The organism is Delftia sp. RIT313 (genome assembly GCF_000632165.1).
GTDB lineage: Bacteria > Pseudomonadota > Gammaproteobacteria > Burkholderiales > Burkholderiaceae_C > Comamonas > Comamonas acidovorans.
In genome coordinates this window covers 77,532-104,206 of sequence record NZ_JFYT01000031.1, presented here as the reverse complement: position 1 = coordinate 104,206, position 26,675 = coordinate 77,532, and the positions used below count along the sequence as shown (strand labels likewise).

The following is a 26,675-nucleotide window of genomic DNA, read 5'->3' as shown; positions in this document are numbered from 1 at the left end:
TAACGTACAAGCCTGACTGAAGGAGCTCGTAATGCGTCTCACCACCAAAGGCCGTTTTGCGGTCACTGCCATGATCGATCTGGCCCTGCGCCAGAACAATGGCCCTGTCACGCTGGCAGCCATCAGCCAGCGGCAACAGATTTCCCTGTCGTATCTGGAACAGCTGTTCGGCAAGCTGCGCCGCCATGAACTCGTCGAGTCCACCCGTGGACCCGGCGGCGGCTACACGCTCGCCCGCAAGGCTGGCGACATTACCGTGGCCGACATCATCGTCTCCGTGGACGAACCCATTGATGCCACCCAGTGTGGCGGCAAGGAAAATTGCCTGGGCGAAGCCGGCCGCTGCATGACGCATGAGCTGTGGGCCGCACTGAACCAGCGCATGGTGGAGTTCCTCGATTCCGTGACGCTGCAAAAGCTTGTGGACGAACAACTGGCCAAGGGCATCCAGATCGAGGACAAGCCCGTGGTGCGTCGCGCGATTTCCACGGCTCCCGTGGTCAAGCCCATCCGTGTGAATGCCCCGAACTCGGTATTCGCGCTGGGCAACGCCTTCGCCAAGTCCTGATCGACTTTTGACACCCTGAGGGCAGGGCACCGCCGCGCATGGCTGTGTGGCGCGGTGTTGTCCGCCTGGATGGATTCACCGGAGTTCATCGCCTTCCCGTTTTTTTGCCAGCCTGAACCTTGATAAGAGCCAGTCATGGACATGACCCCGCATTTCCCCATCTATCTCGACTATGGCGCGACCACCCCCGTGGACCCTCGCGTGGTGGACGCCATGATTCCTTGGCTGCGTGAGCATTTCGGCAACGCCGCATCGCGCAGTCATGCCTGGGGTTGGGAAGCCGAGGAGGCCATCGAGAAGGCCCGCGGCCAGGTCGCAGACCTGATCGGCGCGGATCCCCGTGAGATTGTCTGGACCAGCGGTGCCACCGAGTCCATCAACCTGGCCATCAAGGGCGCGGCGCATTTCTACCAGGGCAAGGGCAAGCACCTGATCACGCTCAAGACCGAGCACAAGGCCGTGCTCGACACCATGCGTGAACTCGAGCGCCAGGGCTTTGAGGTGACCTACATGGACGTCCAGCCTGATGGCCTGCTCGACATCGAGGCATTCAAGGCCGCGCTGCGCCCCGACACCATTTTGGTCAGCGTGCTCTTCGTGAACAACGAAATCGGCGTCATCCAAGACATTCCCACCATCGGCGCGCTGTGCCGTGAAAAGGGCATCCTGTTTCATGTGGATGCCGCGCAGGCAACGGGCCGCGTGGAGATCGACATGTCCAAGCTGCCGGTGGACCTGATGAGCATGACCGCGCACAAGACCTATGGCCCCAAGGGCGTGGGTGCCCTGTATGTGCGCCGCAAGCCACGTGTGCGTCTGGAAGCTCAGATCCACGGTGGTGGCCATGAGCGCGGCATGCGCTCGGGCACGCTGCCTACGCACCAGATCGTCGGCATGGGCGAGGCCTTCCGCATTGCCAAGGAAGAAATGGCTGAAAGCAACGCCAAGGCCTACGCGCTGCAGCAGCGTCTGCTCAACGGCTTGAAGGATCTGGAGCAGGTCTTCATCAACGGCAGCATGGAGCACCGTGTGCCGCAGAACCTGAACATGAGCTTCAACTTCGTCGAAGGCGAGTCGCTCATCATGGGCATCAAGGGTCTGGCGGTGTCCTCGGGATCGGCCTGCACGTCGGCCAGCCTGGAGCCCAGCTATGTGCTGCGTGCACTTGGCCGCAGCGACGAACTGGCGCACAGCAGCCTGCGCATGACGATCGGCCGCTTCACGACCGAAGAGGAAATCGACTACGCGATCAGCACCATCCGCACCAATGTGGTCAAGCTGCGCGAACTCAGCCCGCTGTGGGAGATGTTCAAGGACGGCATCGATCTCAGCACCATCCAATGGGCGGCTCACTGAGCATTGGCCGGCACGCGAATCAAGTATTGAAGAGGTAGACATCATGGCTTATTCCGACAAAGTGGTAGACCACTACGAAAATCCCCGCAACGTGGGCTCGTTCGACAAGAACGACGAATCGGTAGGCACCGGCATGGTCGGCGCTCCTGCCTGCGGCGACGTGATGAAGCTGCAGATCAAGGTCAACCCCGAAACCGGCGTCATCGAGGACGCGCGTTTCAAGACCTATGGCTGCGGTTCCGCGATTGCCTCGTCTTCGCTGGTGACCGAGTGGGTCAAGGGCAAGACGCTGGATGAGGCGGCTGCGCTGAAGAACAGCCAGATCGCCGAAGAGCTGGCTCTGCCTCCCGTCAAGGTGCACTGCTCCATCCTGGCCGAAGATGCCATCAAGGCAGCAGTCGATGACTACCGTGCCAAGCGCACTGCGGTGGTGGCCGCCTGATATGGCGATCTCGCTGACCGATTCTGCGGCACGCCACGTGAGCCGCTACCTGTCGCGCCGCGGCAAGGGTATCGGCGTGCGCCTCGGGGTCAAGACCACGGGCTGCTCTGGCCTGGCCTACAAGCTGGAGTATGTGGACGAGCAATTGCCCGAGGACGTGATCTTCGAGGACCACGGCATCAAGGTGCTGGTCGATCCCAAGAGCCTGGCCTATATCGACGGCACGGAGCTGGATTTCGTGCGTGAGGGCTTGAACGAAGGCTTCAAGTTCCACAACCCCAACGAGCGTGATCGCTGCGGTTGCGGCGAGAGCTTTCGCATCTGACCGGTATCTGCCGGGTGGCCGGGCCTTTGTGGCCTGGCGGCATGCCCGGCAGGCCCTGATTTCTTCTACTCCCTCAAGAGGCCGCCTTCGCTTCGGTGCTGGCGGCTTTTTATCGACATGAACCTGCAATCGGACGATTTCGAGCTGTTTGCGCTGCCGCGCCAATTTGCGCAGGAGCGTAGCACCATTGACGCGCGCTGGAAGGAGTTGCAGCGCGAGGCCCACCCTGACCGCTTTGCTTCGCAGGGAGCCGCCGCGCAGCGCGTGGCCATGCAATGGTCGGTGCGCATCAACGAGGCCTACCAGCGGTTGAAAGAACCACTCAGGCGCGCAGCGTATCTCTGCGAATTGCTGGGTGCACCCGTGCGTGCTGAGGACAACACGTCCATGCCCACCGCCTTTCTGATGCAGCAAATGGAGTGGCGCGAGGCGTTGGAAGAGGCGCAGGACGAGGCCGCCCTGGATGCGCTGGACGACGAGGTGCTGCAGGCGAGAAAGAGCATGCTGGCTGAATGCGGTCGTCAGCTGGACGAACTGCACGATGCGCAGGCGGCTGTGCAGCAGGTCAGAGCCCTCATGTTTGTTGCGCGATTTGCGCAGGACATAGAGCGTCGCCGCGATCAACTGGGACAATAACCCGCGATCCGCACCTCCCACGAGAGACCCTCATTCACAAGGCAGGCCGGCCGGCCCGGACCTGCAATTTCCCCGAGTATTTTCATGGCGCTTTTGCAGATTTCCGAACCCGGTCAGTCTCCCGATCCCCACCAGCGGCGCATTGCCGTGGGCATCGACCTGGGCACCACGCATTCGCTGGTCGCCGCTGTCCGCAATGGCGTGGCCGAATGCCTGCCGGATGACCAGGGCCGAGTGCTGCTGCCTTCTGTCGTGCGCTATCTGCCCCAGGGCCGTCGTGAGATCGGCCACGCCGCCCAGGCTGCACTGTCTACCGATGCGGGCAACACCATTGCCTCGGCCAAGCGCTTCATGGGCCGCACGCTGGCTGACATCGATTCGCCGGAAAAGCTGCCTTACCGCTTTGCGGAGCAGGAGGCCGGCCGTGGCGTGATCGGGATCGAGACCGTCGATGGCACCAAGACAGCCGTGGAGGTCAGTGCCGAGATCCTGGCCACGCTGCGTTTCCGTGCCGAAGACACCTTCAATGACGACATCCATGGCGCCGTCATCACCGTGCCCGCCTACTTTGACGATGCACAACGCCAGGCCACCAAGGATGCGGCAAAGCTCGCCGGCATCAACCTGCTGCGCCTGATCAACGAGCCCACGGCTGCAGCCATTGCCTACGGCCTGGACAACGGCTCCGAAGGCGTCTACGCCGTCTACGACCTGGGTGGCGGCACTTTCGATATTTCTATCCTGCGCCTGTCCCAGGGTGTGTTCGAAGTCGTCTCCACTGGCGGCGATTCGGCCCTGGGGGGTGACGACTACGATGCGGCTTTGGCCGAGTGGGTGGCCCAGCAGACCGGCGTGGTTCCCCAGACGGCCGAGGACAAGGCCCGCTGGCGCATGGCGGCACGCCTTTGCAAGCAGGCATTGACGGAGGCACAGGTCGCAACGCTCACGGCCGAGCTGTCTACCGGCGCTGTGCATTTCGATGTAAAGCGCAGCGATTTCGATGCGAGCACGGCCCATCTGACGGCACGTTCGCTGGCGGCCGTGCGCCGCGCGCTCAAGGACGCAGGGCTGGCGCGCGACGAAGTGCAGGGCGTGGTGCTGGTCGGCGGTTCCACCCGCATGCCCCAGGTGCGCGAGGCCGTGGCCGAGTTCTTTGGGCGCGATCCTCTCATCAATCTCAACCCCGACGAAGTCGTCGCGCTGGGGGCCGCCATCCAGGCCAACCAGCTCGCTGGCAACAGCTCCAGCGGCGACATGCTGCTGCTCGACGTGATTCCTCTGTCCTTGGGCGTGGAGACCATGGGCGGCCTTGTCGAGCGAATCATCAGCCGCAACGAGACCATTCCCACAGCCCGTGCCCAGGACTTCACCACCTACAAGGATGGTCAGACGGCCCTGGCCGTCCATGTGGTGCAGGGCGAGCGCGACCTGGTGGCGGACTGCCGCAGCCTGGCGCGTTTCGAGCTGCGCGGCATCCCGCCCATGGCGGCCGGCGCAGCCCGCATCCGTGTGACCTTCACCGTGGATGCCGACGGCCTGCTGTCGGTAGGCGCCAAGGAGCAGACCAGCGGCGTCGAGGCCCATATCCATGTCAAGCCGTCGTACGGTCTGTCGGACGACGAGGTTGCCCGCATGCTGCAGGACGGCTTTGCCACGGCCCAGCAGGACATGCAGGCCCGCGCACTGGTGGAGGCGCGTGTCGACGCCGATCGCATGCTGATGGCCACCGAAAGCGCTCTGCAGGCCGATGGCGATGTGCTCGCCGCGGACCAGCGCGCAGCCATCGATGCGCTGATCGACGCCCTGCGCGCCAGCGTGGGTTCAGAGGATGCCGCCGTCATCGAGGCCGCGACACAAGCGCTGGCCAAGGGCACGGAGTCCTTCGCCGCCGAGCGCATGAACCGCAGCATCCAGCAGGCCCTGGCCGGCAAGAGCGTGCAATCCCTTTCCTGATTTCTGATCCGACAGCAGATCCGTCATGCCCGTTATCAAAATACTTCCCCACGCCGAATACTGTCCCCAGGGTGCCGAAATCGAGGCGCCCGCCGGAACCTCGATCTGCGAGGCCCTGCTGGACAACAACATCAAGATCGAACATGCCTGCGACATGAGCTGCGCATGCACCACCTGCCATGTGGTGGTCAAGGCGGGCTACAACTCGCTGAACGAGGCCGAGGAAGAGGAGGAAGACCTGCTGGACCGCGCCTGGGGCCTGCAGCCGCAGTCCCGCCTGTCCTGCCAGGCCATCCTGGCACGCGAGGACGTGACCATCGAAATTCCCAAGTACTCGCTCAATCACGCCAAGGAAAACCACTGAGGGCCAGCACATGTCGCGTCAAATCATTCTCGACACTGAAACCACTGGCCTGTCAGCCGACAACGGTGACCGGCTCATCGAGCTGGGCTGCGTGGAGATGGTCAACCGCAAGCTGACCGGCAACAACCTGCATCTGTATTTCAATGCGGGGCGCGACAGCCATCCGGACGCGCTGCGCGTGCACGGCATCACCACCGAATTCCTCAAGGACAAGCCGCGCTTCGAGCACAAGGTCGAGGAGATCTGGGAGTACCTGCAGGGCGCCGAGCTCATCATCCACAACGCGCCCTTTGACCTGGGTTTCCTGAACAAGGAGCTGGAGCTCGCCAACCGCCCGCCGATCCGCCAGTGCGTGAGCGGGGTCATCGACACCCTGGTCATGGCCAAGGAGATGTTCCCTGGCAAGCGCAACTCGCTCGATTCGCTGTGCGATCGCCTGGAGGTGGACAACTCCGGGCGCACGCTGCACGGCGCCTTGCTGGATGCTGAGCTGCTGGCCGATGTCTACATCAACCTCACGCGGGGCCAGGAAGCCCTGTTGATGGCGGAAGAGCCTGTCCAGTCCGAGGGTGGGCTGGTCGTGGCGCAGGTGGATCTGGCCAGCTTCAAGCTGCGCGTGGTGCACGCCAATGATCAGGAGCTGGCCGCACACGAGGATGTGATGGTGCAGATGGACAAATCGAGCGGCGGCAAGACAATTTGGCGCGGCTTCGAAAATCAGTCCTAGAAGTTATGACATAATCTAAGTCTTGTCGCAGTAACGACATATGGGTGATTAGCTCAGCGGTAGAGCACTGCCTTCACACGGCAGGGGTCACATGTTCGATCCATGTATCACCCACCATTTTTTCCAAAGAAGTTGGCCTAGCAGCCAGCTTCGCGGGTGATTAGCTCAGCGGTAGAGCACTGCCTTCACACGGCAGGGGTCACATGTTCGATCCATGTATCACCCACCATTTTTTCCAAAGAAGTTGGCCTAGCAGCCGGCTTCGCGGGTGATTAGCTCAGCGGTAGAGCACTGCCTTCACACGGCAGGGGTCACATGTTCGATCCATGTATCACCCACCATTTTTTCCAAAGAAGTTGGCCTAGCAGCTGGCTTCGCGGGTGATTAGCTCAGCGGTAGAGCACTGCCTTCACACGGCAGGGGTCACATGTTCGATCCATGTATCACCCACCAATCAAGCCCTCCTGAAATCTGTTCAGGAGGGCTTTTTCATTTCCGCTCGGTGCATGGTTTTCAGGCCCTGGAAATTCCAATGCGTCCAGATGATCTGTGGCGCATTTGTGTCTGACGTCGTCTGATAATCGGCTGCTGGACGGCGAAAGGGCAGACAAGATGAGCGAACAGGTCGATTGCGTGGTGGTGGGTGCGGGCGTGGTGGGGCTGGCGGTGGCCAGGGCGCTGGCGTTGCAGGGCAGGGAGGTCATGGTGCTGGAGGCGGCTGAAGCCATTGGCACGGGCACCAGCTCGCGCAACAGCGAGGTCATCCACGCCGGCATCTACTATCCCGAAGGTTCGTTGAAAGCCCGTTTGTGCGTCGAAGGCCGGCAGCGTCTCTACGCCTACTGCGGTGAACGCGGCATTGCCCATCAGCGATGCGGCAAGCTCATCGTGGCAACGGATGAGGCGCAGCGCGGACAGCTCCAGACCATTGCACGCAAGGCCGAAGCCAATGGCGTCCACGACCTGCGTTGGCTTGAAGGCGCCGAGGCACGTGCCATGGAGCCCGCGCTGCACTGTGCGGCGGCACTGCACTCCCCCAGCACCGGCATCATCGACAGCCACGCACTGATGCTGGCCCTGCAGGGCGATCTCGAAAACGCAGGCGGCATGGTGGTCTGCCATGCCGAGGTGCAGGAGGCAGCCATCCGTCCAGGCGGCGTGTGGCTGCGCACGGCCGATGGTACGGAACTGACGGCCCGCACCCTGGTCAATGCGGCAGGTCTTCATGCGCCATTGCTGGCGGCCCGTTTGCAGGGGTTTCCGCAGCAGTTTGTTCCGCAGGCCTTCTATGCCAAGGGCAACTATTTCACGCTGTCCGGGCGGGCACCGTTCTCGCGCCTGATCTATCCCGTGCCCGAGGCGGCGGGCCTGGGCGTGCATCTCACGCTGGACATGGGTGGCCAGGCCAAGTTCGGCCCCGATGTGCAGTGGGTCGAGAGCCCAGGCGATCTGCAGGTCGATCCCGTGCGCGCCGATGCCTTCTACGCAGAGATCCGCCGGTATTGGCCGGGTCTGGCCGATGGCGCGCTGGTGCCCGGCTACGCCGGCATCCGCCCCAAGATCAGCGGCCCCGGCGAGGCCGCCGCAGACTTCGTGATTCAGGGGCCTCAGACCCACGGCGTTGCGGGCGTGGTGCAGCTGCTGGGCATCGAGTCACCGGGATTGACCAGCTGCCTGGCCATTGGCGCGCACGTGGTGCAATTGCTGGCCTGAGGATCTGCCGGTTCACGACACACGGCCACGGCAGGCCTTGTCTGACAAGGCTCAGGCCCCCTCGCTTCCCGGAAGCCCGGGAACAATTGGATAAGATGCTTGCATGTAACAAGGGCCGTGCCCATGTTGCGTGACAGGTATCGGGCGACATGATTGCCTGCTCCCCGCTGTATTTGTTTTCACCTCAATAGAAAGGCTCATCATGACGAAATCGATCACTGACACCGTCTCCACCGCACAAGCCGATCTTGAAAAACTGGTCGGTGACCTGCGTGGTCTGCTGTCCGCCAAGGAGCTGGATGCCGTGCCGGAAATCCATATGCTGCGCCAGCGTATCGATGATGGCATGTCCAATGTGCGTGAGTCCGCGGTGCGTGCGGCGCAGGAAGCGGCCCGCCAGGCCAAGGATGCCGCCTACGCTGCCGATCGCTACGCCCACGATGAGCCGTGGCGCGTCGCAGGCGCTGCCCTTGCCATGGGCGCCTTGCTGGGCTTCCTGCTGGGTCGTCGCTGATCAACGGCATGCCTGACCAGAAAAGGATGCCTGTGAATTGGATTTCCCTTCTGGGTTTGGATGCCTGGGTTGCGCGCTGGCGCGCTTCCGTGATCGAGCTGGCCATTGCCGCAGAAGACCGCACGGACCTCGCGCGGCTTGAATGGGCCGAGCACAAGCGCAGCATGCAGACGGTGGTCGTGCTGCTGATTGCGCTTGCTGGACTCAGCGTCGTGGTCATGCTCACGCTGTCGGTGGCCTTGCTCGTGCAGTTCTGGGACACCGAGCACCGCGTGCTGGTGGGCTGGCTGGTGGGCGGTGGCTGGCTGGCGGTCTGGGCCATTGCCCTGTGGCAATTGCTTGCTGCTGTGCGCCGCCTGGCCCGCCCCTTCATCCTTACCCGCAACGAGCTGAGCCAGGACTGGCAGGCGCTGAAGAAGAGGCTGTAGCCATGGTCGATGCTTCCAACGCTTCCCCGTCCCGCAACGCTGTCACGCCACCCGCGCCCACGGGGCCCAATGCGGAGCTCTGGGTCACATCCACCGTTGAGCAGCAGCAGGTGATGCAACGCATTGCCCAGCAACGTGAGCGCCTCAAGGCGCGCTCTGCGGCCGTGGCCCAGGCCCGGGCATTGAGCCGCTCTGCCACGCATGTGCAGCCCGATGCACCGCTGGTGGAGCGTGCCATCACCTTTGCGCGCCTGCATCCCGTGGCCGTGGCCGTGGCGGCCGGTGCCGCACTGATGGTGGGCCCGCGCAAGCTGCTGCGATTCGGCACCACCGTCATGCCCTTGATCCTGCGCTGGCAGCAGCGCAGGGGTTGAGGGCCGAGAAGCCTGCTTCTCTCCCAAAGAAAACGCCCGGCATGCCGGGCGTTTTCGCGTTCAGCGTTCAGTGCGCCAGCACTGGCTGGGTGGTGTCTTGGCTCAGCTGCCTTGGCTCGAAATGGCCAGCCAGCCACCTGTCTGGCACGGGCCTCAACGCAGCTGGGCTATGGCGCGTGCGGTCTCGGGCACCAGGGCAGGGCCTCGGTAGATCAGGCCGCTGTAGATCTGGACCACGTCGGCGCCTGCGCGGATTTTGCTGACGGCATCTTCGCCGCTGAGAATGCCGCCCACGCCGATGATGGGGTAGCGGCTGCCCAGGGCGGAACGCAGTTGGCGGATGACCTGGTTGCTGGCCTCCAGCACCGGCGCACCGGACAGGCCGCCCGTTTCCTGCGCGTGGGGCAGGCCCTTGACGGCTTCCCGGCTGATCGTGGTGTTGGTGGCGATCACACCATCCATGCCATGGCGCTGCAGTGTGGCGGCGATGACGCCGACCTGCTCTTCATCCAGGTCGGGTGCGATCTTCACGAACACTGGCACCCGCTTGCCATGCTGCGTGGCCAGTTGCTCGCGGCGTTCGGCAATCGCACCCAGCAGGGCGTCCAGCGCTTCGTCGCTTTGCAGGGCGCGCAGGTTCTTGGTGTTGGGCGAGCTGATGTTCACCGTCACGTAGTCGGCATGCGGGTACACGCCGTCCAGCGCCTTGAGATAGTCGCTGGTGGCGTCTTCGATGGGAGTGGTGGCGTTCTTGCCGATGTTCAGCCCCAGCAGCATGGGTTTGCCCTGGGCGCGGGCCTGCGAGCGCTTGACGTTGCTCAGGAAGGCATCCAGGCCTTCGTTGTTGAAGCCCAGGCGGTTGATCAACGCATTGCGTTCGGGAATGCGGAACATGCGCGGCTTGGGGTTGCCCGGTTGCGGGCGGGGCGTCACGGTGCCCACCTCGACGAAGCCGAAGCCCATGGCGGCCAGCGCGTCGATGCAGCGTGCATTCTTGTCCAGACCCGCTGCCATGCCCACGCGGTTGGGGAACTTGAGGCCGGCAAGCTCGACGGGGTCATTCACCATGGGCTGTGCCCACGCCTGCTGCAGGAGCGTGTTCTGCCCCTTTGCCATCAGGTTCATCGTGAGATCGTGGGCGGATTCGGGGTCCATGCCGAAGAGAAAGGGACGGGTCAGGGCGTAGGGGATCAGAGACATGGGGATAATCAAAGGATTACCTGGATTTTCCCTCATGACGACATCTGCTGCCTCTTTTTCCCAAGATGAACTCAAAGCCCTGGTCGGGCAAGCCGCTCTGGCCTATGTGGTGCCCGGCGAAATCGTCGGCGTTGGCACCGGCTCCACGGTCAACAAGTTCATCGATGCACTGGCCACCATCAAGGACCAGATCCCGGGCGCCGTGTCCAGTTCCGTGGCCAGCACCGAGCGCCTGAAGGCGCTGGGCATCAAGGTGCTGGATGCCAACGAAGTCGCCAGCCTGTCGGTCTACATCGACGGAGCTGACGAGATCGACGGCCGCGGCTACATGGTCAAGGGCGGCGGCGCCGCGCTGACGCGCGAGAAGATCGTCGCTGCGCTGGCCGAGCGCTTTGTGTGCATTGCCGATGCCTCCAAGCGCGTCGAGGTACTCGGAGACTTTCCGCTGCCTGTGGAGGTGATTCCCATGGCAGCTGCCCAGATTGCGAACCGTTTCAAGGCCATGGGTGGCCGCGCCGAGATCCGCATGAAGGACGGCGTACCCCTGGTGACGGACAACGGCCAGCACATTCTTGATGTGCGCGGCCTGAAGATCGCAGAGCCTCTGGCCTTCGAGTCCGACGTCAACCAATGGCCTGGCGTGGTGACCGTGGGAGTGTTTGCGCACCAGAAGGCATCGGTCTGCCTGCTGGGCACGCCCGAGGGCGTGCAGACGCTCAACTATTGAGCGAAGGCCTTCCGGCCTCGGCTAGCCGAGGCTCTCGAACGCCACGGCGCCTGTGATCCACGCGAGCAGGGCCAATGCACCCAGGCACAGCGCGCGCAACGAAGCTTGCGCGCGCTGTTTTTTGTGGCGCTGCATGAGCAGGGCGATGGCCGCCAGCCCCGTGTAGATGGCAAGGAACGCAGCCGTCGCCATGTAGTAGGCCAGACGGTTGAGGCCATTGCCCAGGCCTCCGTCATGCATGAACCACAGCGTGATCAGGCAGGGCACCAGCGCCAGGCTGGCCAGCCTGAAAGGCTCGCGCCATGAAGGCCTTGCAACCAGGGTCCACGCGATGAGCGCGGGCAGGCCGACAAGCGTGGCAAGCCTTCCCATGGTCCAGACCACATCGGACAGCATGGAATCCACTGTCGGGCTCCTGATTGCGGCAGGCGCTTGCCTAGAAGCTCAGGCCTGCGGGGTTGTCGTTGGTGCGTGCACCAGGCGTTGGGGCGGGCATGGGGGTGCGCCGGCTGCCCGGGTCCTCGGCAGCGGCGGGGGCTGCTGCGGGGGCCGATGCCGCCGCCGATGCAGCGGGCGTAGGCGGGGTCAATGGCTGTGCCGATGGCCGCTTGTACTGGGCAGGCAGTTGCGAGGTCGCAGGATAGCCAGCGGCATCCAGGTATTGGGTCCATTCGCTGGACGAGAAGCCGCTCAGGAACTGCTTGCCAACGGTGGCAAACGGCAGGCTGTTCTGGCCGCTGAGCTTTTGCAGGGCAGCGGCGTCCGCCTCGGTCTGCACCAGGCGTTCGGCATAGGGAATGCCTCTGGATTGGAGCAACTGGCGCGCGCTGTCGCAGGGCGCGCAGTCGGATGAGGTGTACAGCGTCACCGGAAAGCGGCCTGCGATCTGGCGCAGCGCATAGGGCAGGTTGGCATTGCTGTCAGCGGTGCCCGCGACTGACGGGGCGGCAGGGGCGGCAGGCGCTGCCTGCTGCTGGGCGCTTTGGGCCGGGCGGTCCGAGAAAGTGACTTTTCCATCGGGGCCGACGATGCGGTACACCTGCTGCGCACCGGCCGGCAGTGCGGCGGCAAGGCAGGCGAGGGCGAGGCATGGCATCAGGTGGCGCAGGGCGCCGCGGCCAAGGCTGGTAGAAGACTGCATGGACGATCTCGGTTTCGGAAGAAGGGTTTCGTGCCGGGGGCCACCACTCGTCGGATGGATGCCCGCACAGGAGTGCCTGCAAGCATAGCGTGCCATTCATCCTGGGCCATCTTCTGGAGCCACAGGATGTGGCTGCGCGCATCCGATGGGGTGACCGGGCCAGGAAAAAGCGCCCCGTCGGGGCGCTGCAGACCTGGGACCGGGCTCTCAGGCCTGGGCCATGCCCTGGTGGCGCAACAGCGCATCCAGCTGGGGTTCGCGGCCACGGAAGGCCTTGAACGACTCCATGGCCGGGCGTGCCCCTCCGGCCTCCAGAATCGCCTCACGGTAGCGGCGGCCTGTCTCGGGGTTGGGGGTTCCATCGGCCAGCATGGTTTCCTCGAAGGCCGCATAGGCATCTGCCGAGAGGACTTCAGCCCACTTGTAGCTGTAGTAGCCGGCTGCATAGCCGCCTGCAAAGATGTGGCTGAAGGTGTGGGCCGAGCGGCTGTAAGGGGTCGACGGCAGCACGGCCACCTCGGCGCGCACGCGGGCCAGCAGCGGCATGATGTCTGCCTTCGGATCGTGCTCGGTATGCAGCAGCATGTCGAACAGCGAGAACTCGATCTGGCGCAGCGTCTGCATGCCCGACTGGAAGTTCTTGGCTGCGATCATCTTGTCGTACAGGGCGCGCGGCAGCGGCTCGCCGCTGTCCACGTGGGCGGTCATGTGCTTGAGCACTTCCCATTCCCAGCAGAAGTTCTCCATGAACTGGCTTGGCAGCTCCACGGCATCCCATTCCACGCCCGCGATGCCTGAGACGTCGCGCTCGTTGACCTGGGTCAGCATGTGGTGCAGGCCGTGGCCGGTTTCGTGGAACAGCGTGATCACGTCATCGTGCGTGAGCAGGGCCGGCTTTCCATCGACGCCGGTGGCAAAGTTGCAGACCAGGTGAGCGACCGGCGTCTGCAGCCTGTGGTTGTCAGGGCGCAGCCAGCGGGTACGAACATCGTCCATCCAGGCGCCGCCACGCTTGCCCGATCGCGCCGGCTGGTCCAGGTAGAACTGGCCGACCAGCTCGGGGCCTTGCGGCGTGCTGCGCTCGATGCGGTAGAACTCGACGGCGGGATTCCAGACCGGCGCCGCGTCGCGGCGGATGGCCACGTCGAACAGCGTCTCGACGATCTTGAACAGGCCGGCCAGCACCTTGGGCGCAGGGAAGTACTGCTTGACCTCCTGCTCGCTGAAGGCATAGCGCGCCTCCTTGAGCTTTTCGGAGACATAGGCCCAGTCCCAGGGCTGGGGATCGGCGAGGCCCAGTTCATCGCGTGCGAAGGCGCGCAGGTCGGCGACATCCTTCTCGGCATAGGGGCGGGCCCGGTGCGCGAGATCCCGCAGAAAGTCGATCACCTGCTGTGGCGAATGCGCCATCTTGGGAACCAGCGAAATCTCGCCGAAATTGCGGTAACCCAGCAACTGCGCCTCTTCCTTGCGCAGGGCCAGGATCTCCGAGATGTTGGCCGTGTTGTCGAAGCGGATGGCATCGCCCTCGGCCTGGTCGGAGGCGCGTGTCACATAGGCGCGGTAGAGCTTCTCGCGCAGCGCACTGCTGGCCGCGAACTGCATCACGGGCAGATAGCAGGGCATCTTCAGCGTGAGCTTGAAGCCTTGCTTGCCTTCGGCTTCAGCGGCGGAGCGGGCTGCCTGGCGCACATCCTGCGGCACGCCGTCAAGCTCTTCGGCCGTGGCGTAGTAGGCGAATGCATCGGTGGCGTCGAGCGCGTTCTCGCTGAACTTCTGCGTCAGTTCGGCCGAGCGTTCCTGGATCTTGGCAAAGCGCAGCTTTTCCTCGCCCCGCAGCTCTGCGCCGGAGAGCACGAAGTTGCGCATGGCATGGTCCCAGGCCGCACGCTGCTCGACATTGAGCGTGGCGGGGTCAATGGCCTTGTACTTGGCATACAGGCGCTCGTCTGCACCCAGGCGCGTCCAGAATTCGGTGACCTTGGGCAGGGACTCGTTGTAGGCGGCGCGCAGCTCGGGTGTATCGGCCACGCTGTTGAGGTGGCTGACGGCGCCCCAGGCCGTTCCCAGCTTCTCGGTGGCGACATCGAGCACGGCCGAGATCGAATCCCAGCGCGCCGGAAAGTCGGGTGCCGTGACGGTCTCCAGGGCCTCTGCGGCCCCGGTCAGCAGGATATCGATGGCCGGGCCGACATCGGCAGGGCGTATGCGATCGAACAGGGGCAGGTCGGAGGATTCGAGGAGGGGATTGCTCATGCGTGTCAGATGCCGTCGGGTGCATTGAAATCAAGCGGCTCCCCAGGGAGCCGCCCGATGCTTGTCAGCTCCTGGTCAGCCGGCGGCGCGCTCGGCCGCCTCCATGGTGTTGACCAGCAGCATGGTAATCGTCATGGGGCCGACACCGCCGGGTACGGGCGTGATGAAGCCGGCCACTTCCTTGACGCCGTCAAAGTCCACGTCGCCGCAGAGCTTGCCTTCGTCGTTGCGATTCATGCCCACGTCGATGACCACGGCGCCAGGCTTGCACATGTCTGCAGTCAGCACGTTGCGCTTGCCCACGGCGGCGACCACGATGTCGGCCTGGCGCGTCATGGCGGCGAGATCGGCCGTGCCGCTGTGGCAGATGGTGACGGTGGCATTGGCGGCCAGCAGCATCATGGCCATGGGCTTGCCGACGATGTTGGAGCGGCCGATGACCACAGCGTGCTTGCCGCGCAGGTCCTTCATGCCGATGGATTCCAGCATCTTCATGCAGCCGTAGGGGGTGCATGCCTTGAAGCCGACTTCGCCCACCATCAGCGCGCCTGCACTGGCCACGTGAAAGCCATCCACGTCCTTGAGCGGCGAAATGGTCTCGATGACCTTGTGGTCGTCGATGTGTGCGGGCAGCGGCAGCTGGACCAGGATGCCGTGGATGCTGGGGTCGTTGTTCAGCGCCTCGACGCGGGCCAGCAGTTCGGCCTCGGTCATCGAGGCATCGTACTTCTCCAGCACCGAATGAAAGCCCGCGTCCTCGCAGGCCTTGACCTTGTTGCGCACATAGACTTGGGAGGCAGGGTTGTCGCCGACCAGGACCACGGCCAGGCCGGGCGTGGTGCCGAGGGCCTTCAGGGCGGTGGCGCGCTGGGCGACTTCGGCACGCAGTTGGCGGGAGAGGGCGTTGCCGTCGATGAGTTGGGCTGTCATTGCAGTGAATACCAATAAAAATGCTGCTAGGGCTTGTTGATCAAGCGCTAGCAGCTCTTTGAAAAAAAGCGGTGGTGTCTTGGCTTATCCGGCGACGGCTGCCTTGGCCGCTGCAGCGGTCTGGCCCTGGCCCAGGGCGATCTTGAGCAGATCGGCCACGGTGTTGGCGTTGAGCTTTTCCATGATGTTGGCGCGGTGAGCCTCCACCGTCTTGATGCTGATGCCAAGATCGTCGGCGATCTGCTTGTTCAGCCGGCCGGCGACGATGCGCTCCAGCACCTGGGCTTCGCGGCTGGTCAGCTTGGCCAGCAGCGCATCGCGGCTGGCGGCCTGCTGGTGGCCGGCAAAGGCTTCGCGGGCATGGTCCAGCATGCGCTCGACCAGGTTCAGCAGTTCCTCTTCGTTGAACGGCTTCTGGATGAAGTCCAGTGCGCCCTTCTTCATGGTGTTCACCGCCATGGGCACGTCGCCGTGGCCGGTGATGAAGACGATGGGAAGGGGGGACTTGCGTTCGATCAGGCGGTCCTGCAGTTCCAGGCCCGTCATGCCGCCCATGCGGATGTCGACGATGAGGCAGGCGATCTCGCGTGGGTCGTAGCGCGAGAGGAAGGTCTCGGCCGAGTCGAAGCAGCGCACACGATAGTCCTTGCCCTCCAACAACCATTGCAACGAATCACGAACCGCTTCGTCGTCATCAACTACGTACACAGTGCCTTTTTTCGGGATCAAGCTCATGCAATCGTCCTTGTTGTGGGTTCAATGGTCGCTGCCGGCGTTGTCGCGTCGCCCGGCGGGGCCAGCGGCAGCCAGAATGAAAACCGGCAGCCGACAACCTCGGAACCATTGTAGAGGTTCTCGGCACGCATCCGGCCCTGGTGGGACTCGACAATGCTGCGGCACAGATTCAGCCCCATGCCCATGCCTTCGCTCTTGGTGGTGAAGAAGGCCTCGAAGAGGCGTTCCAGCACCTCCGGCGGCAGGCCCTTGCCGGTGTCCTGCACGTTGAATTCGATGACGCGCTGGTCCTCGATGGTGCGCGGCACCACGCGCAGCTCCACATTGCGCTGGTGGCTGGGGCGGCCCGACTGCTCGATGGATTCGGCGCCGTTCTTCATGAGGTTGACCAGCACCTGCTCGATGAGGATGGTGTCGGCCATGATGGCCGGCATGCGCTCGGCCACGTGGTAGGTCAGCTGCACATTGCGGCGGCGCAGCTCGATCCCGGCCAGCTCCACGGCCTCGCTGACCATGTCGGTGACCTGGGCCAGTGTGCGGTTGGGCTCGCTGCGCTTGACGAAGGAGCGTATGCGCAAAATGATCTGCCCCGCGCGCTGCGCCTGGTGGGCGGTTTTCTCCAGCGCGAACTTCATCTGCTCTTCGGTCAGCGTGCCCTTTTCAAGCCGGGTGAGCATGCCGCTGCAGTAGTTGCTGATGGCGGTCAGCGGCTGGTTGAGCTCATGGGCGACGCTGGACGCCATCTCGCCCATGGTGATCAGGCGGCTGACGGACTGGGCGTGCTCGGCCTGGCGATCGGCCTGCTCCTCGGCCAGGCGGCGCGGCGTGATGTCGGTGGCGATCACCATCTGGGCCAGGCGGCCGTCCACCCAACTCAGGTAACGCGATCGCACTTCCAGCCACTTGCCCAGTTCGGGCAGGTAGATCTCGGCGTTTTCGCTGCGTGCGCTGGTCAGCGAGTCGGTGGGCAGGCCCATGAGGCCGTCCTCGTCGTCCATGCCTTGCGGCTGCGAGCGCACGGGCAGCACGCCGGCCTGGGCGACGAGCTGCAGGTGGCCATCGGTCTGCGAGCCGAACCACTGCCGGTACAGCTTGTTGGCGAACAGCAGCTCGGCGCTGCCCAGCGGGGCGACGGACACCGAGGCGTCCAGCGCCTCCAGCACGATGGTGAAGCGCTCGTAGGAGGCAGACAGTTGCTCGCGGATGCGGTTGGGCTCGGTGATGTCGGTCATGGACGACATCCAGCCCGTGTGCTGGCCATGGGCGTCGATCAGCGGCGAGACATACAGGCGCGCATCGAACTGCGTGCCGTTCTTGCGCTGCACGCGCACCTGGAAGCCTCCGACGATGGTCTTGCCCGAAAGCTCTTCGCGCAGCTTGGAGTGCAGGTTGTCGTAGTCGTTGTCGGGCCAGTAGGAGTAGGGCGGCATCTGGCCGACCAGCTCTGATTCGCTCCAGCCCGTCATCTGGCAGAAGGCGGCATTCACATAGGTGATGCGGCCTTGCAGGTCCAGCGCGCGCATGCCGGTGAGCACGGAGTTTTCCATGGCGCGGCGGAAGTTGGTCTCCGCGACCAGGGCCTCCTGGGCGCGCTGGCGGCGGCGCGTGTGGCGCCAGGTGGCCAGCAGCAGCCATGCCGTCATCGCACTGAGCGTGCCCACCAGCCAGAACAGGCCGCTGCCGACCACGCCCAGCGAGGTGCGATAGGCCTGGGCACGCAGCACCAGGCTGTTGCCCACGGGGGCGACGGGTGCCTCGTCCTCGTTGGCAACGGTGCGCCAGCGCAGCAGTTCGGTGGCGGTCTGCTTGCGCGGTGTCAGCGGCGTGCCGGCCAGCACCTGGCCCCGGCTGTCGAGCATGGTCATGGCGTAGCGGGCCATGATTTCGGTGGGCGTTCCATAGCGCAGCAGGCTGTCGATGGAGTACTCGCCCAGCAGCTCGCCGATGTAGCGGCCGTCCTGTGCCAGCGGCACATGCAGTTGCAGCAGCGGCGCGGCTTCCCCCTTGTGGGCCAGTCCCTGCACGTAGATGGGTTGCTGCATCTCGCGCGCGAGCTGGTAGGCCTCCAGCGCGTCTCCGGCGCGCAGCACTTCACGCGGGATGCGCAGCTGCTCGCTGCTCACTGTGGGGGCGGACTGGCTGGCCAGGATGCGCCGCTGTGCATCGATCCAGGTGATGGACTGCAGTTCGGGGTATTGGCTGATGAGTGCTTCGGCGCGGCTGGCAAAGTCGGACTCGCCCAGGTCGTGGTTGCCGATGTCGCGCGCCATGCGCATCAGTTGCTCCTGGCGCTCGAGCAGGCGCAGGCGCACGCGTTGCTGGGCATATTCCACGTCGCGGTGCAGCGCTTCCTTCTCGCGGTCGATCTCCTCCATGCGCAGGTACCAGAAGGAGGCCACGATGGCCGCCATGAACATCAGTACGGCCGCGAGGGGGGCGAGCGCCGCGAAGCGGTCCTGGCGCGTGGGGGAAAGACTGCGCCACCAGCTGCGCCACCAGCGCACTGGCGCGGCCACGCCTGCCATGGGGGCAGGGCTGTGCGTGCCGTGCTCGGAAGGGGAGGATTGCATGCGCCCAGTGTAGGGGAGAGTCTGACTGTTTTTAAGGAGTATTGGAGTCGCCGCCGAGGCGCTTCGGCGACGTTCTTTGGGGTCTTCACTGTATGTGCGTTTGCAGCAAAATTTCAAATTATGAAATCAAAAAGCACCATTTGAAATTCGAAAAAAGTATGCGACACTCGCCGAGCATTGAGGCAGTGAATCGGTATTTTCAAGTTCGCCAGACAGGGTCTGTGCCGCGCAAGGCGTGGTGAACTACCCGCCTGCGTTGGCGCGCTGCGCCGCTCACTGGTTCGACCCCAAGACGCTACCTTCTGCAAGGAGACATTCCCATGACAGCTCAGACTGACCCGCAAGGCAATGCAGGCGTTCCCGCCGGCCTGGACCAACAAGAATCGCGCGAATGGATGGACGCCCTGTCGGCCGTCATCGACCGTGAAGGCGCCGAATACGCGCACAAGCTGATCGAGGACCTGCTCGAACACGCACGCCAGAACAGCGTGGACATGCCTTTCTCGGCCAACACCGGCTATGTGAACACCATCGAGACCTCGCAGGAAGCCCGCTGTCCCGGCAACCTGGAAATCGAAGGCCGTCTGCGCGCCTACATGCGCTGGAACGCCATGGCCATGGTGGTCAAGGCCAACCGCCTGCACCCGCCCGAAGGCGGTGACCTGGGCGGCCACATCGGCTCCTTCGCTTCGCTGGCCAATATGTTCGCGGCCGGCTTCAACCATTTCTGGCACGCCGAAAACGAGAACCACGGCGGCGACTGCCTGTACATCCAGGGCCACGTCTCGCCCGGCATCTACGCCCGCGCCTACCTGGAAGGCCGCATCTCCGAAGAGCAGCTGCTGAACTTCCGCCAGGAAGTGGACGGCAAGGGCCTGTCCAGCTACCCGCACCCCAAGCTGATGCCCGAGTTCTGGCAGTTCCCCACGGTGTCCATGGGCCTGGGCCCGCTGATGGCCATCTACCAGGCGCGCTTCCTCAAGTACCTGCATGCCCGTGGCATCGCCGACACCGAAAGCCGCAAGGTCTGGGTGTTCTGCGGCGACGGCGAAATGGACGAGGTCGAGTCGCTGGGCGCGATCTCGCTGGCCGCGCGCGAAAAGCTGGACAACCTGATCTTCGTGATCAACTGCAACCTGCAGCGCCTGGACGGCCCGGTGCGCGGCAACGGCAAGATCATCCAGGAACTCGAGGGCGAGTTCCGTGGCTCCGGCTGGAACGTCATCAAGCTGCTGTGGGGCAAGGGCTGGGACGAGCTGCTGGCCAAGGACAAGGACGGCGTGCTCAAGAAGATCATGGCCGAGTGCAATGACGGCGACTACCAGTCGTTCAAGGCCAATGACGGCGCCTACGTGCGCAAGAACTTCTTCGGCCGCGATCCGCGCGCGCTGAAGATGGTCGAGCACATGAGCGACGACGAGATCTGGAACCTGCGCCGTGGCGGCCACGATTCGCAGAAGGTCTATGCGGCCTTCCATGCTGCCAATTCGCACAAGGGCCAGCCCACCGTGCTGCTGGTCAAGACCGTCAAGGGCTTCGGCATGGGCAAGATCGGTGAAGGCAAGAACACCGTTCACCAGACCAAGAAGCTGGGCGACGAGGACATCAAGGCCTTCCGCGACCGTTTCAACATTCCCATTCCCGACAGCCAGATCGCCGACCTGCCTTTCTACAAGCCGGCCGACGACACTCCGGAAATGCGCTACCTGCACGAGCGCCGCAAGGCCCTGGGCGGCTACCTGCCGCACCGCCGCGTGAAGGCCAGCGAGCAATTCACGGCGCCTGCGCTGGATACCTTCAAGGCCATCCTCGAACCCACGCCCGAAGGCCGTGAGATCTCGACCACCCAGGCCTATGTGCGCTTCCTCACGCAGCTGCTGCGCGACAAGGAAATCGGCCCGCGCGTCGTGCCCATCCTGGTGGACGAGGCACGTACTTTCGGCATGGAAGGCCTGTTCCGCCAGATCGGCATCTACAACCCCGCTGGACAGCAGTACACCCCGGTCGACAAGGACCAGGTGATGTACTACCGCGAGGACAAGGCCGGCCAGATCCTGCAGGAAGGCATCAACGAAGCCGGCGGCATGAGCAGCTGGATCGCGGCAGCCACGAGCTACAGCACGAGCAACCGGATCATGATCCCGTTCTACGTGTACTACTCGATGTTCGGCTTCCAGCGCATCGGTGACCTGGCCTGGGCGGCCGGCGACATGCAGGCGCGCGGTTTCCTGCTGGGCGGCACTTCGGGCCGCACCACGCTGAACGGCGAAGGCCTGCAGCACGAAGACGGCCACAGCCACATCCTGGCCAACACCATTCCCAATTGCGTGAGCTACGACCCGACCTTCGCCCACGAAGTCGCCGTGATCATGCAGGACGGCCTGCGCCGCATGGTGCAGAACCAGGAAAACGTCTTCTACTACATCACGCTGCTCAACGAGAACTACGCCATGCCCGGCCTCACGCCCGGCACCGAGCAGCAGATCATCAAGGGCATGTACCTGTGCAAACCCGGCCAGAAGGTGCCGGAAAGCGGCCTGCGCGTGCAACTGCTCGGTTCGGGCACCATCCTGCGCGAATCCTTCTTCGCCCAGGAACTGCTGCTGGCCGATTGGGGCATTGCCGCCGACGTGTGGAGCTGCCCGAGCTTCAACGAGCTCACCCGCGACGGCCAGGACGCCGACCGCTGGAACCTGCTGCATCCGCTGGACACCCAGAAGGTGCCCTTCGTCACGCAGCAGCTGCAGTCGCACAATGGCCCGGTGATCGCATCCACCGACTACATGAAGGCCTACGCCGAGCAGATCCGCCCCTACATGCCCAAGGGCCGCACCTACAAGGTGCTGGGCACCGACGGCTTCGGCCGCTCGGACTTCCGCCGCAAGCTGCGCGAGCACTTCGAAGTGGATCGCCACTACATCGTGGTTGCCGCACTGCGCGCGCTGGCCGAAGAAGGCAAGATCAACGCCACCACCGTGGCCGAAGCGATCGCCAAGTACGGCATCAAGGCCGACAAGATCAACCCGCTGCACGCTTGAGTAAGAACGGGAGACACATATGGCATTGGTAGAAATTCAAGTCCCCGATATCGGTGATTTCGACGAAGTTGCTGTGATCGAAGTGCTGGTCAAGGCCGGCGATCAGATCAAGGCCGAGCAATCGCTGATCACCGTGGAGTCCGACAAGGCCTCCATGGAGATCCCCTCCAGCCACGCTGGCGTGCTCAAGGAGCTGCGCGTCAACATGGGCGACAAGGTCAAGCAGGGCAGCATCATTGCCGTGGTCGAGTCGGCGGAAGCCGCTGCCCCGGCCCCTGCAGCCGCCGCACCGGCCCCCGCCGCTGCAGCCCCGGCCCCGGTGGCTGCGCCTGTACCGGCCGCTGCTCCCGCTGCCGCGCCTGCGGCCTCGGGCGCCGCCACGCAGATCGACATCAAGATTCCCGACATTGGCGACTTCAAGGACGTGGCCGTGATCGAGATGCTGGTCAAGGTCGGCGACACCGTGACGGCCGAGCAATCGCTGTTCACCGTCGAGTCCGACAAGGCCTCGATGGAAATCCCGTCGCCAGCGGCCGGCACCATCACGGCGCTGGCGCTCAAGATCGGTGACACGGTCAACGTGGGCGACGTGGTCGGCCAGATGAGCGTGCAGGGCGCTGCCGCGCCTGCAGCCCAGGCTGCGGCCCCGGCACCTGCTGCTGCAGCCCCTGCCCCGGCCACTGCTGCCCCGGCCGCTGCTCCGGTCGCTGCAGCATCGGCTCCCGCCGCTGCACCTGCGCACAACCCCACCGTGGCGCCCACGGGCAAGCTGCCCCATGCATCGCCCTCGGTACGCAAGTTCGCCCGCGAACTCGGCGTTCCGCTGGACGAGGTCAAGGGCTCGGGCAACAAGGGCCGCATCACGGCCGACGACATCCAGGCTTTCACCAAGTCCGTCATGGCGGGTGCCGTGCAGACCAAGGCCCAGGCCGCGACCGCTCCCAAGGGTGGCTCCGGCGGCGGCGCAGGTCTGGACCTGCTGCCCTGGCCCAAGGTGGACTTCGCCAAGTTCGGCCCGGTCGAGCGCAAAGACCTGTCGCGCATCAAGAAGATCAGCGGCGCCAACCTGTCGCGCAACTGGGTCATGATCCCGCACGTCACCAACAATGACGAGGCCGACATCACCGACCTGGAAGCCTTCCGTGTCTCCACCAACAAGGAGAACGAGAAGAGCGGCGTCAAGGTGACCATGCTGGCCTTCGTGATCAAGGCGGTGGTTGCGGCCCTCAAGAAGTTCCCCGAGTTCAATGCCTCGCTGGACGGCGACACCCTGGTCTACAAGCAGTACTTCCACGTCGGCTTTGCGGCCGACACGCCCAACGGCCTGGTGGTCCCCGTGCTGCGCGATGCCGACAAGAAGGGCATCCTGCAGATCAGCCAGGAAATGGGCGAGCTGGCCAAGAAGGCCCGCGACGGCAAGCTCGGCGCTGCCGACATGCAGGGCGGCTGCTTCTCGATCTCGTCGCTGGGCGGCATCGGTGGCACGAACTTCACCCCCATCATCAACGCCCCTGAAGTGGCCATTCTCGGCCTGTCCAAGGGCCAGATGAAGCCGGTGTGGGATGGCAAGCAATTCGTGCCGCGCCTGACGCTGCCGCTGTCGCTGTCCTATGACCACCGTGTCATCGACGGTGCCTCGGCCGCGCGCTTCAATGCCTTCCTGGGCCAAGTGCTGGCGGACTACCGCCGCATCCTGCTGTAAACGGAGGCCCGACACATGGCAATCATCGACATCAAGGTGCCCGACATCGGCGACTTCGCCGAAGTGGGCGTGATCGAACTGCTGGTCCAGCCCGGTGACACCGTGGCCAAGGACCAGTCCCTGATCACCGTGGAGTCCGACAAGGCCTCCATGGAGATCCCCTCCAGCCATGCCGGCGTGGTCAAGGAGCTCAAGGTCAAGATCGGCGACAAGATCGCCGAAGGCGGCCTGATCCTGACGCTGGAGGCCGCTGGCGAGGCGGCCGCCGCACCCCAGGCGGCAGCACCGGCCCCTGCAGCGGCGGCTCCAGCGCCTGCCGCTGCAGCGCCCGCAGCATCGGCTCCCGCTCCGGCCGCAGCCAGCTACGCCGGTGGCGCGGCCGATTACGACTGCGACGTGGTCGTGCTCGGCGGCGGTCCTGGCGGCTACTCGGCAGCCTTCCGTGCGGCCGATCTGGGCCTGAATGTGGTCATCGTCGAGCGCTACAAGAGCCTGGGCGGCGTCTGCCTGAACGTGGGCTGCATCCCGTCCAAGGCGCTGCTGCACGTGGCCGCCGTGGTGGACGAGGTCAAGCATCTGGAGGTGGCCGGCGTCAAGTTCGGCGCGCCCGAGGTCAACATCGACCAGCTGCGCGGGCACAAGGACAAGGTCATCGGCAAGCTGACCGGCGGCCTGGGCCAGATGGCCAAGATGCGCAAGGTCACCGTGGTGCGCGGCTACGGCAATTTCGTCGGCGCCAACCACCTGGAAGTGGAAGAGACCACGGGCGATGGCCAGGAAAAGACCGGCAGCAAGAAGATCGTGCAGTTCAAGCGCGCCATCATTGCCGCCGGCAGCCAGGCCGTGCACCTGCCCTTCATGCCCAAGGACCCGCGCGTGGTGGACTCCACCGGCGCGCTGGACCTGGCCAGCGTGCCCAAGCGCATGCTGATTCTGGGCGGCGGCATCATCGGCCTGGAAATGGGCACCGTCTACTCCACGCTGGGCGCACGCCTGGACGTGGTGGAGATGATGGACGGCCTCATGCAGGGCGCCGACCGCGACCTGGTCAAGGTCTGGCAGAAGATGAACGCGCCGCGCTTCGACAACATCATGGTCAACACCAAGACCGTGGGTGCCGAAGCCACGCCCGAAGGCATCAAGGTCAGCTTTGCGCCTGCCAAGGACGGCGTCACCGTGCCCGAGCCCCAGGTCTACGACCTGGTGCTGCAGGCCGTGGGCCGCACGCCCAACGGCAAGAAGATCGCTGCCGAGAAGGCCGGCGTGGCCGTCACGGACCGCGGCTTCATCGAAGTCGATATCCAGATGCGCACCAATGTGCCCCACATCTTCGCCATCGGCGACGTGGTGGGCCAGCCCATGCTGGCGCACAAGGCCGTGCACGAGGCCCATGTGGCCGCCGAAGTCATCGCCGGTGAACTGCAGGGCAACAAGGAGCTGGCTGCCAGCGCCTTCAACGCCCGCGTGATCCCCAGCGTGGCCTATACCGATCCGGAAGTGGCGTGGGTGGGCCTGACCGAGGACCAGGCCAAGGCCCAGGGCATCAAGGTCAAGAAGGGTGTGTTCCCCTGGACGGCTTCGGGCCGCGCCATTGCCAATGGCCGCGACGAAGGCGTCACCAAGCTGCTGTTCGACGACAGCCCCGAGGCGCACGGCCATGGCCGAATCCTGGGTGGCGGCATCGTCGGCACACACGCGGGCGACATGATCGGCGAGATTGCGCTGGCCATCGAAATGGGTGCCGACGCCGTGGACATCGGCAAGACCATCCATCCCCACCCCACGCTGGGCGAAAGCCTGGGCATGGCGGCCGAGGTGGCGCACGGCTCCTGCACGGACCTGCCGCCGCAGCGCAAGTAAGCGCAAGGCCTGGCGTTCAGGCCTGGCAAGAACAGAAAGGCAGCTTCGGCTGCCTTTCTGCTTTGGGAGACGCAGACAAGGACACAGACATCAGCCCAGACACCGGTCCAGACACAGGCACGGCAAAGGGGACAGAGCTGTTCAGGCCTGGGCGCGCAGCCACTGCAGCAATTGGTCGTGCACACCATCTGGCGTGGGCGGAGCGGGGGACAGCAGGCAGTAGCGCGAACCGTCCTCGACAAAGCCCATGGGCGCTGCCAGCACGCCGTTGGCGATGTCGTCGCGCACCAGTTGCCAGGGTCCGATGGCCAGTCCCATGCCTGCCACGGCGGCCTGCAGGCTGAAATAGAAATGGTCGAACTGCAGCTGGGATCCCGACGGCGGGGGCTGGCCGCTGTGCTCTGCCCAGGTAGACCAGGCCCCCGGGCGGGTGCGACTTTGCAGCAAGGGTGCCTCCGGGCGCAGCCCGGTGGCATGCCCCTCGTCGGAGCGCGTGCACCACTGCGCCAGCCGTTCGGGCCGGCAGACCGGGCCTATGCGCTCGGCAAACAGGGTCTCCGCATGACAGCCCGCTGGCGGAGAGAAGTCATCGCGCCGTATGGCCAGATCGATGCCGTCCGCGAAAGAGAAAGGCCCGCCGCCCGCCATCAGGTGCAGCTGCAACTCCGGGTGTTGTTCCTGGAACTGGGGCCAGCGCGGGATCAGCCAGCGCATGAGCAAGGTGGGCTCGCAGGACAGCACCCAGCGGCGCGCCTGCTGCGCGCGCGAGCGCAACTCCTGCGTGGCCTGGCGCATGCGCTCCAGGCCTTCGTGCACGGCCTGGGCCAGGTGGCGGCCCGCCTCGGTCAGGAAGACGCGGCGACTGCGGCGGTCAAACAGGGTCACGCCCAGATCGTCCTCCAGCAGGCGCACGGCCCGGCTGATGGCGCCATGGGTCAGGTGCAACTCTTCTGCCGCCTTGCTGAAGTTCTCCCGCCGGGCGGCCGCTTCGAAGCAGCGCAAGGCCTGCAGCGACGGCAGCCGCTTGCTCGGGATATGTGAATTGAGTTCACCAACTGTGTCAGAAAACATCGTTATGTATTTTCATGGAAGGCCAATACTATCCGGCGCGTTGCA

24 protein-coding genes and 4 tRNA genes are annotated in these 26,675 nt (G+C 64.6%); 20 read left to right on the top strand and 8 right to left on the bottom strand.

What is annotated here, in order from left to right:
* The first annotated feature begins 31 nt into the window (after positions 1–31).
* The 16 genes from iscR to BW39_RS05995 all read left to right on the top strand — a co-directional run bounded on the left by iscR (position 32) and on the right by BW39_RS05995 (position 9,400).
* Positions 32–568 carry a Fe-S cluster assembly transcriptional regulator IscR gene (gene iscR / locus BW39_RS06070; RefSeq protein ID WP_012205825.1) on the top strand — a complete coding sequence of 179 codons (537 nt, stop codon included), beginning with the start codon at positions 32–34 and terminating at the stop codon, positions 566–568.
* Positions 569–703: 135 nt separating this feature from the next.
* On the top strand, positions 704–1,924 hold the full coding sequence (locus BW39_RS06065; RefSeq protein WP_012205824.1) for an IscS subfamily cysteine desulfurase: 1,221 nt from the start codon (positions 704–706) through the stop codon (positions 1,922–1,924).
* 43 nt (positions 1,925–1,967) lie between these two features.
* Positions 1,968–2,366, top strand: a complete 399-nt coding sequence (iscU, locus tag BW39_RS06060) for a Fe-S cluster assembly scaffold IscU (protein WP_012205823.1) — start codon at positions 1,968–1,970, stop codon at positions 2,364–2,366.
* 1 nt (position 2,367) lies between these two features.
* Positions 2,368–2,691: an iron-sulfur cluster assembly protein IscA gene (iscA, locus tag BW39_RS06055; RefSeq protein ID WP_012205822.1), complete on the top strand. Its 324-nt coding sequence runs from the start codon at positions 2,368–2,370 to the stop codon at positions 2,689–2,691.
* 117 nt (positions 2,692–2,808) lie between these two features.
* Positions 2,809–3,327: a Fe-S protein assembly co-chaperone HscB gene (gene hscB, locus BW39_RS06050; protein ID WP_012205821.1), complete on the top strand. Its 519-nt coding sequence runs from the start codon at positions 2,809–2,811 to the stop codon at positions 3,325–3,327.
* Positions 3,328–3,411: 84 nt separating this feature from the next.
* A complete protein-coding gene (gene hscA, locus BW39_RS06045) occupies positions 3,412–5,280 on the top strand; it encodes a Fe-S protein assembly chaperone HscA (protein ID WP_043820523.1) in 1,869 nt (622 codons plus the stop codon).
* Positions 5,281–5,305: 25 nt separating this feature from the next.
* A complete protein-coding gene (gene fdx / locus BW39_RS06040) occupies positions 5,306–5,644 on the top strand; it encodes an ISC system 2Fe-2S type ferredoxin (RefSeq protein WP_013802212.1) in 339 nt (112 codons plus the stop codon).
* Positions 5,645–5,654: 10 nt separating this feature from the next.
* Positions 5,655–6,371, top strand: a complete 717-nt coding sequence (gene dnaQ, locus BW39_RS06035; RefSeq protein WP_034394212.1) for a DNA polymerase III subunit epsilon — start codon at positions 5,655–5,657, stop codon at positions 6,369–6,371.
* A 42-nt stretch (positions 6,372–6,413) separates the two neighbouring features.
* Positions 6,414–6,488, top strand: a tRNA-Val gene (locus BW39_RS06030).
* A 37-nt stretch (positions 6,489–6,525) separates the two neighbouring features.
* Positions 6,526–6,600: transfer RNA gene (locus BW39_RS06025), tRNA-Val, on the top strand.
* A 37-nt stretch (positions 6,601–6,637) separates the two neighbouring features.
* A tRNA-Val gene (locus BW39_RS06020) sits at positions 6,638–6,712 on the top strand.
* Positions 6,713–6,749: 37 nt separating this feature from the next.
* Positions 6,750–6,824, top strand: a tRNA-Val gene (locus tag BW39_RS06015).
* 159 nt (positions 6,825–6,983) lie between these two features.
* The gene (locus BW39_RS06010; protein WP_043820521.1) at positions 6,984–8,084 is read left to right on the top strand and encodes an NAD(P)/FAD-dependent oxidoreductase; all 1,101 of its coding nucleotides are present in this window, start codon (positions 6,984–6,986) and stop codon (positions 8,082–8,084) included.
* A gap of 202 nt (positions 8,085–8,286) precedes the next feature.
* A complete protein-coding gene (locus tag BW39_RS06005) occupies positions 8,287–8,598 on the top strand; it encodes a DUF883 domain-containing protein (protein WP_012205816.1) in 312 nt (103 codons plus the stop codon).
* A gap of 8 nt (positions 8,599–8,606) precedes the next feature.
* Positions 8,607–9,026 (top strand): phage holin family protein, encoded by a 420-nt coding sequence (locus tag BW39_RS06000; protein ID WP_012205815.1) that lies wholly within the window; start codon positions 8,607–8,609, stop codon positions 9,024–9,026.
* Between the two features lie 2 nt (positions 9,027–9,028).
* Positions 9,029–9,400, top strand: a complete 372-nt coding sequence (locus BW39_RS05995; protein WP_043820518.1) for a hypothetical protein — start codon at positions 9,029–9,031, stop codon at positions 9,398–9,400.
* 153 nt (positions 9,401–9,553) lie between these two features.
* Here the strand turns inward: BW39_RS05995 and BW39_RS05990 are convergent, their stop codons facing one another.
* Positions 9,554–10,600, bottom strand: a complete 1,047-nt coding sequence (locus tag BW39_RS05990; RefSeq protein ID WP_043820515.1) for a quinone-dependent dihydroorotate dehydrogenase — start codon at positions 10,598–10,600, stop codon at positions 9,554–9,556.
* A gap of 34 nt (positions 10,601–10,634) precedes the next feature.
* Between BW39_RS05990 and rpiA the strand changes: the two genes are divergently transcribed.
* Complete coding sequence (gene rpiA, locus BW39_RS05985) at positions 10,635–11,327, top strand: ribose-5-phosphate isomerase RpiA (protein WP_013802217.1); 693 nt, start codon at positions 10,635–10,637, stop codon at positions 11,325–11,327.
* Between the two features lie 21 nt (positions 11,328–11,348).
* Here rpiA and BW39_RS05980 read toward each other — a convergent pair whose 3' ends face one another.
* From BW39_RS05980 to BW39_RS05955, 6 genes are all read right to left on the bottom strand, one after another.
* A complete protein-coding gene (locus BW39_RS05980) occupies positions 11,349–11,723 on the bottom strand; it encodes a hypothetical protein (RefSeq protein ID WP_235264157.1) in 375 nt (124 codons plus the stop codon).
* Positions 11,724–11,763: 40 nt separating this feature from the next.
* Positions 11,764–12,468, bottom strand: a complete 705-nt coding sequence (locus tag BW39_RS05975; RefSeq protein ID WP_043820512.1) for a glutaredoxin family protein — start codon at positions 12,466–12,468, stop codon at positions 11,764–11,766.
* Between the two features lie 207 nt (positions 12,469–12,675).
* Positions 12,676–14,724, bottom strand: coding sequence for a M3 family metallopeptidase (locus BW39_RS05970; protein WP_043820510.1), 2,049 nt, complete (start codon positions 14,722–14,724; stop codon positions 12,676–12,678).
* A 75-nt stretch (positions 14,725–14,799) separates the two neighbouring features.
* Positions 14,800–15,654 (bottom strand): bifunctional methylenetetrahydrofolate dehydrogenase/methenyltetrahydrofolate cyclohydrolase FolD, encoded by an 855-nt coding sequence (gene folD / locus BW39_RS05965; protein WP_043820508.1) that lies wholly within the window; start codon positions 15,652–15,654, stop codon positions 14,800–14,802.
* An 84-nt stretch (positions 15,655–15,738) separates the two neighbouring features.
* Complete coding sequence (locus BW39_RS05960; RefSeq protein WP_012205807.1) at positions 15,739–16,389, bottom strand: response regulator transcription factor; 651 nt, start codon at positions 16,387–16,389, stop codon at positions 15,739–15,741.
* Complete coding sequence (locus tag BW39_RS05955; RefSeq protein ID WP_012205806.1) at positions 16,386–18,959, bottom strand: PAS domain-containing sensor histidine kinase; 2,574 nt, start codon at positions 18,957–18,959, stop codon at positions 16,386–16,388. Before BW39_RS05955 ends, BW39_RS05960 begins: the two co-directional genes overlap by 4 nt.
* A gap of 320 nt (positions 18,960–19,279) precedes the next feature.
* Here BW39_RS05955 and aceE point away from each other — a divergent pair, with 320 nt between their 5' ends.
* The 3 genes from aceE to lpdA are packed head-to-tail and all read left to right on the top strand — an operon-like array spanning position 19,280 to position 25,559.
* On the top strand, positions 19,280–21,997 hold the full coding sequence (aceE, locus tag BW39_RS05950) for a pyruvate dehydrogenase (acetyl-transferring), homodimeric type (protein WP_043820506.1): 2,718 nt from the start codon (positions 19,280–19,282) through the stop codon (positions 21,995–21,997).
* A gap of 19 nt (positions 21,998–22,016) precedes the next feature.
* Positions 22,017–23,699, top strand: a complete 1,683-nt coding sequence (gene aceF / locus BW39_RS05945) for a dihydrolipoyllysine-residue acetyltransferase (protein ID WP_043820505.1) — start codon at positions 22,017–22,019, stop codon at positions 23,697–23,699.
* A 15-nt stretch (positions 23,700–23,714) separates the two neighbouring features.
* A complete protein-coding gene (gene lpdA / locus BW39_RS05940) occupies positions 23,715–25,559 on the top strand; it encodes a dihydrolipoyl dehydrogenase (protein WP_043820503.1) in 1,845 nt (614 codons plus the stop codon).
* A 141-nt stretch (positions 25,560–25,700) separates the two neighbouring features.
* Here lpdA and BW39_RS05935 read toward each other — a convergent pair whose 3' ends face one another.
* Positions 25,701–26,630 carry a LysR family transcriptional regulator gene (locus BW39_RS05935; RefSeq protein WP_043820500.1) on the bottom strand — a complete coding sequence of 310 codons (930 nt, stop codon included), beginning with the start codon at positions 26,628–26,630 and terminating at the stop codon, positions 25,701–25,703.
* Positions 26,631–26,675 lie beyond the last annotated feature (45 nt).

Excerpts from the sequence above, each read along its gene's own strand:
- iscR (WP_012205825.1), top strand. The coding sequence starts at position 32 with ATGCGTCTCACCACCAAAGGCCGTTTTGCGGTCACTGCCATGATCGAT.
- BW39_RS06065 (WP_012205824.1), top strand. The coding sequence starts at position 704 with ATGGACATGACCCCGCATTTCCCCATCTATCTCGACTATGGCGCGACC.
- iscU (WP_012205823.1), top strand. The coding sequence starts at position 1,968 with ATGGCTTATTCCGACAAAGTGGTAGACCACTACGAAAATCCCCGCAAC.
- iscA (WP_012205822.1), top strand. The coding sequence starts at position 2,368 with ATGGCGATCTCGCTGACCGATTCTGCGGCACGCCACGTGAGCCGCTAC.
- hscB (WP_012205821.1), top strand. The coding sequence starts at position 2,809 with ATGAACCTGCAATCGGACGATTTCGAGCTGTTTGCGCTGCCGCGCCAA.
- hscA (WP_043820523.1), top strand. The coding sequence starts at position 3,412 with ATGGCGCTTTTGCAGATTTCCGAACCCGGTCAGTCTCCCGATCCCCAC.
- fdx (WP_013802212.1), top strand. The coding sequence starts at position 5,306 with ATGCCCGTTATCAAAATACTTCCCCACGCCGAATACTGTCCCCAGGGT.
- dnaQ (WP_034394212.1), top strand. The coding sequence starts at position 5,655 with ATGTCGCGTCAAATCATTCTCGACACTGAAACCACTGGCCTGTCAGCC.
- BW39_RS06010 (WP_043820521.1), top strand. The coding sequence starts at position 6,984 with ATGAGCGAACAGGTCGATTGCGTGGTGGTGGGTGCGGGCGTGGTGGGG.
- BW39_RS06005 (WP_012205816.1), top strand. The coding sequence starts at position 8,287 with ATGACGAAATCGATCACTGACACCGTCTCCACCGCACAAGCCGATCTT.
- BW39_RS06000 (WP_012205815.1), top strand. The coding sequence starts at position 8,607 with ATGCCTGACCAGAAAAGGATGCCTGTGAATTGGATTTCCCTTCTGGGT.
- BW39_RS05995 (WP_043820518.1), top strand. The coding sequence starts at position 9,029 with ATGGTCGATGCTTCCAACGCTTCCCCGTCCCGCAACGCTGTCACGCCA.
- BW39_RS05990 (WP_043820515.1), bottom strand. The coding sequence starts at position 10,600 with ATGTCTCTGATCCCCTACGCCCTGACCCGTCCCTTTCTCTTCGGCATG.
- rpiA (WP_013802217.1), top strand. The coding sequence starts at position 10,635 with ATGACGACATCTGCTGCCTCTTTTTCCCAAGATGAACTCAAAGCCCTG.
- BW39_RS05980 (WP_235264157.1), bottom strand. The coding sequence starts at position 11,723 with ATGCTGTCCGATGTGGTCTGGACCATGGGAAGGCTTGCCACGCTTGTC.
- BW39_RS05975 (WP_043820512.1), bottom strand. The coding sequence starts at position 12,468 with ATGCAGTCTTCTACCAGCCTTGGCCGCGGCGCCCTGCGCCACCTGATG.
- BW39_RS05970 (WP_043820510.1), bottom strand. The coding sequence starts at position 14,724 with ATGAGCAATCCCCTCCTCGAATCCTCCGACCTGCCCCTGTTCGATCGC.
- folD (WP_043820508.1), bottom strand. The coding sequence starts at position 15,654 with ATGACAGCCCAACTCATCGACGGCAACGCCCTCTCCCGCCAACTGCGT.
- BW39_RS05960 (WP_012205807.1), bottom strand. The coding sequence starts at position 16,389 with ATGAGCTTGATCCCGAAAAAAGGCACTGTGTACGTAGTTGATGACGAC.
- BW39_RS05955 (WP_012205806.1), bottom strand. The coding sequence starts at position 18,959 with ATGCAATCCTCCCCTTCCGAGCACGGCACGCACAGCCCTGCCCCCATG.
- aceE (WP_043820506.1), top strand. The coding sequence starts at position 19,280 with ATGACAGCTCAGACTGACCCGCAAGGCAATGCAGGCGTTCCCGCCGGC.
- aceF (WP_043820505.1), top strand. The coding sequence starts at position 22,017 with ATGGCATTGGTAGAAATTCAAGTCCCCGATATCGGTGATTTCGACGAA.
- lpdA (WP_043820503.1), top strand. The coding sequence starts at position 23,715 with ATGGCAATCATCGACATCAAGGTGCCCGACATCGGCGACTTCGCCGAA.
- BW39_RS05935 (WP_043820500.1), bottom strand. The coding sequence starts at position 26,630 with ATGTTTTCTGACACAGTTGGTGAACTCAATTCACATATCCCGAGCAAG.